At 39.8% G+C, this 256-nt stretch carries 1 protein-coding gene; it reads right to left on the bottom strand.

The window, feature by feature from the left end:
* Window positions 1-256, bottom strand: a 256-nt coding sequence (locus EII41_RS14675; protein ID WP_260425612.1) for a transposase, incomplete at both ends; no start/stop codon positions are given.

Here is a 256-nt window from a genome sequence, read left to right as displayed (position 1 = left end):
AGCTTGACGGCGAAAAGCAAATCGTTCTGTCTCTGATAATGTGCGGAAATCTATCTTGTTCATGGTGCAAAGATGTAAAATAATTTCGATATATTGCAGCTTGGTTGATAAATTGTAGGCTGTCATCGAAAAAATCAAGGCAGCTTCGGTTGCATAAAAGTCTTTTAGATTAAAACTTTCCGCCCCAAAATCCTGCTTCAACTCTTTTATTCTGTTCTCAGCATCTCCCCGCATGCGATAGGTTCTCCAAACATCG

It is taken from the genome of Tannerella forsythia (assembly GCF_003860135.1).
Lineage (GTDB): Bacteria > Bacteroidota > Bacteroidia > Bacteroidales > Tannerellaceae > Tannerella > Tannerella forsythia_A.
Note: the sequence above shows the minus strand (reverse complement) of the source record. Positions and strands in the feature narration are given on the sequence as shown.